A 1,320-nucleotide genomic window follows, 5' to 3' on the forward strand; every position below is an offset into this window, starting at 1 on the left:
ATCCACCGCCGCCACGCTCGGCTTCGTGACCTCCCCCGCCGATCCGCGCACGCGGATCGCCGCCTGTCCCGGCACGCCGGCCTGCGCTTCCGGCAATATCGCAACCCGCGCCATCGCCGAGACAATCGCGGCGGAAAGCCCCGAACTCCTCGACACTTCGCTGACGCTTCACATTTCCGGCTGCGCCAAGGGTTGCGCGCATCCCGGGGCGGCGATGCTCACTTTAGTCGGCGACGAAAACGGAGCCGGACTTGTCGTGGACGGGACGGCAAAGGCCCTTCCTGCCGGATACAGGCCGGGCTATGACGCCGCGCGCGGGGTCGCCGCCATTGCGGCTGCGGTTCGCGGTGAACGACATCAAGGCGAGACCGCCGCCGCTTGCCTCACAAGGCTTGGCGCGGCCCGCATCGCCGAACTCTATCGACGGAACCAGTGAATGGCCGCCTACGATTATATCCACGATGGCAACGCGATCTACGAGCGCTCTTTCGCCATCATCCGGGCCGAGGCTGACCTGTCGCGCTTCTCCGAGGCGGAAGCCGATGTCGCGATCCGCATGATCCATGCCTGCGGCCAGGTCGAAGCCGCCAGCCATTTCGTTTTCTCGAACGATTTCGTTGAAGCGGCCCGCGCGGCCCTTGCCGCCGGCGCACCGATCTTCTGCGATGCAGAGATGGTGGCGCATGGCGTCACCCGCGCCCGGCTGCCGGCCGGCAACGAGGTGATCTGCACGCTGCGCGATCCGCGCACACATGACATCGCCAGAGAAATCGGCAACACCCGCTCAGCGGCGGCGATCGACCTCTGGGGCGAGCGCATGGCCGGCTCGGTCGTCGCCATCGGCAATGCGCCGACGGCGCTCTTCTATCTCTTGGAAAAGCTGCGCGACGGCGCGCCGAAGCCGGCCGCGATCATCGGCATGCCGGTCGGCTTCGTCGGTGCTGCAGAATCGAAAGATGCGCTGGCCGAGAATTCCTACGGCGTGCCCTATGCCATCGTGCGCGGCCGGCTGGGCGGCAGCGCCATGACCGCCGCCGCGCTCAATTCCTTGGCGAGGCCAGGCCTGTGAACGCAATTGTAAAAGGCCGTCTGGTCGGCGTCGGCACCGGTCCCGGCGATCCCGAGCTGCTGACGCTGAAGGCCGCGCGCGCGCTGGCCGAGGCCGATGTCGTCGCCTATTTCGCCAAGCGCGGCAACAACAGCAATGCGCGCGCCATCGTCGAGGCGCGTTTCCGGCCCGACATGGTCGAGCTGCCGCTGCTCTATCCGGTGACCACCGAGATCGACAAGGATCACGAAGACTATCGCGCGCAGATCGCC

General features: G+C 67.1%; 2 protein-coding genes and 1 pseudogene. All 3 read left to right on the plus strand.

Annotated features, from left to right (window positions below; all coding sequences use genetic code 11):
• Nucleotides 1-436, plus strand: a pseudogene (locus EOA24_RS38150) (precorrin-3B synthase); the annotation flags it as partial.
• Entirely contained in the window at nt 437-1,069 is a 633-nt protein-coding gene (locus EOA24_RS38155; protein ID WP_126082103.1) for a precorrin-8X methylmutase, read from the plus strand.
• On the plus strand, nt 1,066-1,320 hold a 255-nt coding region (locus EOA24_RS38160), incomplete at its 3' end, for an SAM-dependent methyltransferase (protein ID WP_245501965.1). The genes EOA24_RS38155 and EOA24_RS38160, both read left to right, overlap by 4 nt.

Source organism: Mesorhizobium sp. M2A.F.Ca.ET.039.01.1.1, assembly GCF_003998035.1.
GTDB lineage: Bacteria > Pseudomonadota > Alphaproteobacteria > Rhizobiales > Rhizobiaceae > Mesorhizobium.

Coding starts and splice junctions, on each gene's coding strand:
- EOA24_RS38155 (WP_126082103.1), top strand. CDS start 437: ATGGCCGCCTACGATTATATCCACGATGGCAACGCGATCTACGAGCGC.